The organism is Bradyrhizobium sp., assembly GCF_030654605.1.
Lineage (GTDB): Bacteria > Pseudomonadota > Alphaproteobacteria > Rhizobiales > Xanthobacteraceae > Bradyrhizobium.
Genome location: NZ_JAURXB010000103.1, coordinates 1 through 5,249 on the forward strand (window position 1 = coordinate 1; position 5,249 = coordinate 5,249).

Consider the following 5,249-nt stretch of genomic DNA (forward strand, 5'->3'; position numbering starts at 1 on the left):
ACGCTGATCGCGTTGATGGTGATAACCGCGATCTGGACCGTGGTGCTGGTGATGCAGGTCGGGACCCGGATCGAGGAGTTCGCCTACAGCTACGTGCCTGCCTATGGCGATCTCGCGCGGGCCAATATCCGCTCGCTCGAGCAGGGCATCGCGATACGCCGGATCGTGATCGACAAACTGCAATCTCCGGAGGACGGCAGCCGGCAAACGGCGCTGCGCGACCGCTACGAATCGCTGGGCGGACAGGTCGAACTGGAGATCCTGGCCGCGCGCGCCTTGATCCGGGGGCTGATCGCGAAGGGGCCGGCGCTCGGCGAGATATCGGCGCTCAGTCAATTCGAGAGCCGGATCGATGCCATCAATGACGACACTCGCCGACGCCTCGAGGCTGAGATCAAGCGCCTGCTGGCGGCGCTTGATAGCGGCGACGAGAAGGCGCTTGACGAGGAGATGGAGCGCGTCGACGACCTTCGCGACGACCTCAACAGGAAACTGGACGGCATTCGGGCGGACATGCTGGCGCTGCTGCGCCGGGATTCCAGCATGACCGTGGAAAAGCAGCAGCAGGTGATGCTGATCTCCGTCGTGCTGACGGTGCTGGCTGCCATCCTCGGCCTGGTGTTCGCCGCGCTCGTCAGCACCGGCGTCACCCGGCCGGTGCGGCGGTTGCTGGAGGGCGCGCGAGCCGTCGAGGCCGGCAATCTGCAGGGAACGATCGTCGCCACCTCGCGCGACGAAATCGGCCATCTGACGGTTGCGTTCAACCAGATGGTCGAGCAGTTGCGGCTCAAGGAGCGGCTGCGCGAGACGTTCGGCAAATATGTCGATCCGCGCGTCGTCGCAGGCCTGCTCGAGGGGCCGGCGCTGGCGGCCGAAGGCGAGCGGCGCGTCATGACCGTGCTGTTCTGCGACGTCAGGGGATTTACCAGCACCAGCGAAGGCATGACGCCGCAGGGGCTGGTCAAGGTCATGAACCGCTATTTCTCGACGATGTCGGCGCCGATCCGCGCCCACCAGGGTGTGATCGACAAATATATCGGCGACGCCATCATGGCCTATTGGGGACCGCCCTTCGCCGCCGCCGATGAGCAGGCGCAACTCGCGAGCCGTGCGGCGCTGGAGATGCTGCAGCTGGTGCCGCAATTGCGGGCCGAATTGCCCGAATTGCTGGGTGTTCGTTCGCTGCCCAACACGTTCGACATCCGCATCGGCATCGCGACCGGCGAAGTGCTGGTCGGCAGCATCGGTTCCGAGCTGATGATGAGCTATACCGTGATGGGCGATACCGTGAACCTGGCGTCGCGGCTGGAGGGCGCCAACAAGGAGTATGGCGGCCGCATCCTGGTGTCCGAGGCGACGATCGAGGGAGCTTCCGACGCGATCGAGGCGCGCGAAATCGACCGGGTCGTGACGGTCGGTCAATCCCTGCCGCAGGCGGTATTCGAAATCATGGGGCTGAAGGGCGAACTGACGCCGGCGCAACTCGAATTGCGCGCACGCTTCGCCGAAGGGCTTGCGGCCTATCGGGCGCAGCGCTGGGACGAGGCGCGGCGGTCGTTTGAAGCCGCACTAGTGGCGATGCCGGGCGACGGGCCGTCGATGACATTCATCAAGCGGATCGAGAAGCTGGCCGCGGCTCCGCCCGGCGAGCGCTGGGACGGCGCGTGGCATCTGGAACGGAAGTAGCGGCGGAAATTGCGATGTGGCTGACGTCGGCAGCGCAGTTGCGTGGGTGACCCGGGTAGCCGGCAGGCCAAGGTTGGCTAATCCCGCAGCCTTCGGCCCAGCGCCGCAACAAAACGGTCGGCATCGGCCTCGTCGTTGAAGACGTGGGGCGAAACGCGCATGCGGCCGAGGCGCGGCGCGACGAAAACGCCCTCGGTGGCCAGCCCCTCGACCAGCGCCTTGACCGTCACGTCCTTGAAGCCGAGACATAAAATATGCGGCGCCCGCAGGTGACGCGGCGGAATGCTGACGCCGAGACCGCGCAGGCCTTCCGCGATCCGCTCCGTCAGCATGGCGAGACGTTGCGCAATGCGCGCGGCGCCCCATTCGGCGATCATTTCCATGCCGATCGATGCCATCTCCAATGAGACAAAATGATCGCGCTCGCCCATGTCGAAGCGGCTGGCATCGCCGACATAGCTTGTGTCTGAGAAATAGACCGCGTTCTCGGCGCGCACATCGCGGCGGCCGCCCGGCGTCTGCTCCAGCGGCACGCCACCCTGATGGCGTTTGGCGACGTAGAGAAAGGCGCGGCCGTAGGGGCCGAGCAGCCATTTGTAGGTCGGGAAGATCACGAAATCAGGATCGAGTTTTTGGACGTCCAGCGGCAGCACGCCGGCGCTCTGCGTCGCGTCGATGAGGAAGAGGGCACCTTGCCGCCGCAGCGCGGTCGCCACCTTTTCGAGGTCGACCAGGCCGCCGTCGGACCAGTGCACCGATGAGATCGAGGCCAGCGCAACCGGCGCCGCGCCCGGCCGCTCGATGGCGGCTAAAACCGCCGAGGTCCAGTCGCCATCGCCGGGCTGCCGAACGGTCTCGACGGCAAAACCCTGTGCGTCCGCGCGCGTCTGCCATTCCAGCACCGGCGAGGAGTGATCGTTCTCCAGCACGAGCACGCGGGTGCCGCGCGGAATGGTCAGCAGCTTCGCCGCCGTCGCCACGCCATAACTGATCGAGGGGATCAGCGCGACGTCGGCGGCATCGGCGTTGATCAGCCGCGCGGCGGCAACGCGCGCGCGGTCGTGCTGGCGGCCGGCAAAGCCCGGATCGAGCGTCCAGGGTTGGCCCTTGCGCCCGACCGCATCGCGGCCGGCTTGCAGGGTTTTCAGCGGCAGCGGGCTGTAAGAGGCGGAATTCAGGTAGCAGATATCGCGCGGGATATCGAACAGGTCGCGTTGCGAGCCAAGCATGTGCGTCACCAGTTCATCGTCGCCGCGACCCGATCGAGCAAAACAGGATCGTCGAAGTTTTCGGCTGTCGTGAGCGCGCCGGCTTCGATCAGATCGGCGTGGCCGAGACTCGTTCTGATACCGATGGTCGCGATGCCGGCCGCGGACGCGGACTGAATGCCGGAGCGTGAATCCTCGAAGGCTAGACAAAGTCTTGACGCCGCGTTGACGGCGCGCAAGCCTGTCAGATACGGCATCGGATGCGGTTTGCCGTGGGCAAGCTCGTCGCCGATCACGACAGTTTTGAACCGATCTGATATCCCAAGTCCGGCGAGCAGCATTTCGGCGTTGAGACGCGGCGCATTGGTGACCGCTACCATCGGCACGCCGGCTCGATCGGCGCGCGCCAAAAGTGGCATCAGTCCCGGCATCGGCCTGATCTTTCCGGCAACGAGGCTGCGGAAGGCGGCCTCCTTTTCGTCCATGATGGCCAATCGGCGCTCCGGCGGCTCGTCGGGGAGAAACCGCTCGCCGATGGACGCGTTGGAAAACCCCATCAGCTCCTTGCTGGCGCGGACGCGGTCGAAGATGTGGCCGCGCGGGCCAAACACCTGGTTGAAGGCCTGCAGATGCAGCGCATCGGTGTCGGCCAGCGTGCCGTCAATGTCGAACAGCAACGCCTTCACTGAGCCGGGCATGCCAATCTACCGCCCGTCGTACTGGTCCGGTCCCATCGCCCAGTCCCACTGGTCGTGGCCGTGCGCATAGGTCTGGTTGGTCGAGGCTGGATTGCGGTTGACCAGCGGCCGCAAATACATCGGATGGGTGGCGCTGCGCACCTCGTGCTCCACCGTGAACAGGTGCCGGCCGTCGGCGAGATCGACAATGTCGCGAAAGCGGTACTGGTAGGGGTTGTCTTCCTGCGAGACCAGGCCGCGATCCGAGAGCCGGCGATAGGGACCGGAAAAATTCGTGATGTACATCTGCACGTGATGGCCGTCGTAATCCGGCAGCGCGCGGTCGGTCTCGCGAAATTGCAGGTACTGGTCCTTGCCCATCTTGGCGCGCGCCATAGCGCCGTCGCCGTTTTTCAGCTCGGTGGGGATGCCCATCATCGCGGGATAGAAATCTGCGATGGCTTTCGTCGTGCCGACCGGTACGTCGAACTCGACATAGGGAATGCCGAGCGTGATGCGCCCGAACCGCGCGGCATCCGGCTCATGGCAGCGCACGCGATTGCCCCACGGACAGATGGCCTCGACATAGTCGTTGTGCTCGCTGAAGCCGAAGGCGGTGCCGGCCAGTTTGGGGGCGACGGCGGCCAGGCGCCTGAGCAGGGCCTCGCGACCGGAAATCACGAGGCCGGTATTGCCGCGCAGCACCTGCGGCGCGCCGCTCGGCAAATGAAACTGGCTGCGGCCGACATTGACCCACATGTTGGTGTCGGACACCATCAGATAGGGATCGCGGGTCAGCCCGAGCCCGGCAACATAGAACAACGTGGCCAGCCGCTGGTCGGGCACCTGAACGTTGACGTGTTCGAGATGGATCGAGTTGCCGAGATCCTCGGCGGCGCGGTCGAATTCTTGTTGCATGGACGCGGGTTCTCCAATGCGTTTTGTCCATCATAGGGAAGAGCGAGGCCAATTCACAACAGGGCGGCCGGCCAGCGGGGTTAACCCATTGTTTGCCTGTGCGTTCTTTCGGCTACAGCCCGAACGGCACGCGCGATCGGGCCGGAGCCGATCTTACTGTACATGGGGTTGTTTTCGAGATTTTGTGTTGGAGCCCCAGCCTTCCGGTCTATCCCCCGTAGCTCTGCACCAGGCTTCCCGCCACCAGCGACCAGCCGTCGACCAGCACGAAGAAGATCAGCTTGAACGGCAGCGACACCACCACAGGCGGCAGCATCATCATGCCCATCGACATCAGCACGCTGGCGACCACGAGGTCGATGATCAGGAACGGGAGGAACAACAGGAAGCCGATCTCGAAGGCGCGCTTCAGTTCCGAGATCATGAAGGCCGGCACCAGGATACGCAGCGACAGGTCTTCGGGCGTCGCCGGCGGCGGCTCCTTCGACAGGTCGATGAACAGTTTTAGATCCTTCTCGCGGACGTTCTTCTGCATGAAACCGCGCAGCGGCACCGACGCCCTCTGCAGCGCGTCCTCGATGCCGATCTGGTTGGCGATCAGGGGCTTGATGCCGTCGTCATAGGATTTCTGCAGCACCGGGCCCATCACGAAGGCTGTCAGGAACATCGCCAGCGCAATGATGACGGAGTTTGGCGGCGCGGTCGCGGTACCCAGGGCGGTGCGCAGCAGCGACAACACCACCACGATCCGGGTGAACGA

The 5,249-nt window shown here is 64.8% G+C and carries 5 protein-coding genes; 1 reads left to right on the top strand and 4 read right to left on the bottom strand.

Annotated elements, in window-relative coordinates; genetic code table 11:
- Nucleotides 1–1,686, top strand: a 1,686-nt coding sequence (locus Q7U29_RS10510; protein ID WP_370691729.1) for an adenylate/guanylate cyclase domain-containing protein, incomplete at its 5' end; no start/stop codon positions are given.
- A gap of 77 nt (nt 1,687–1,763) precedes the next feature.
- On the opposite strand, the gene Q7U29_RS10515 is transcribed toward Q7U29_RS10510, so the two are convergent.
- From Q7U29_RS10515 to fliP, 4 genes are all read right to left on the bottom strand, one after another.
- Entirely contained in the window at nt 1,764–2,915 is a 1,152-nt protein-coding gene (locus Q7U29_RS10515; RefSeq protein WP_304741102.1) for an aminotransferase class V-fold PLP-dependent enzyme, read from the bottom strand.
- A 5-nt stretch (nt 2,916–2,920) separates the two neighbouring features.
- A complete protein-coding gene (locus Q7U29_RS10520; protein WP_304741103.1) occupies nt 2,921–3,592 on the bottom strand; it encodes an HAD family phosphatase in 672 nt (223 codons plus the stop codon).
- 6 nt (nt 3,593–3,598) lie between these two features.
- Nucleotides 3,599–4,489, bottom strand: a complete 891-nt coding sequence (locus Q7U29_RS10525; RefSeq protein ID WP_304741105.1) for a hypothetical protein — start codon at nt 4,487–4,489, stop codon at nt 3,599–3,601.
- 208 nt (nt 4,490–4,697) lie between these two features.
- Nucleotides 4,698–5,249, bottom strand: a 552-nt coding sequence (fliP, locus tag Q7U29_RS10530; RefSeq protein ID WP_304741107.1) for a flagellar type III secretion system pore protein FliP, incomplete at its 5' end; no start/stop codon positions are given.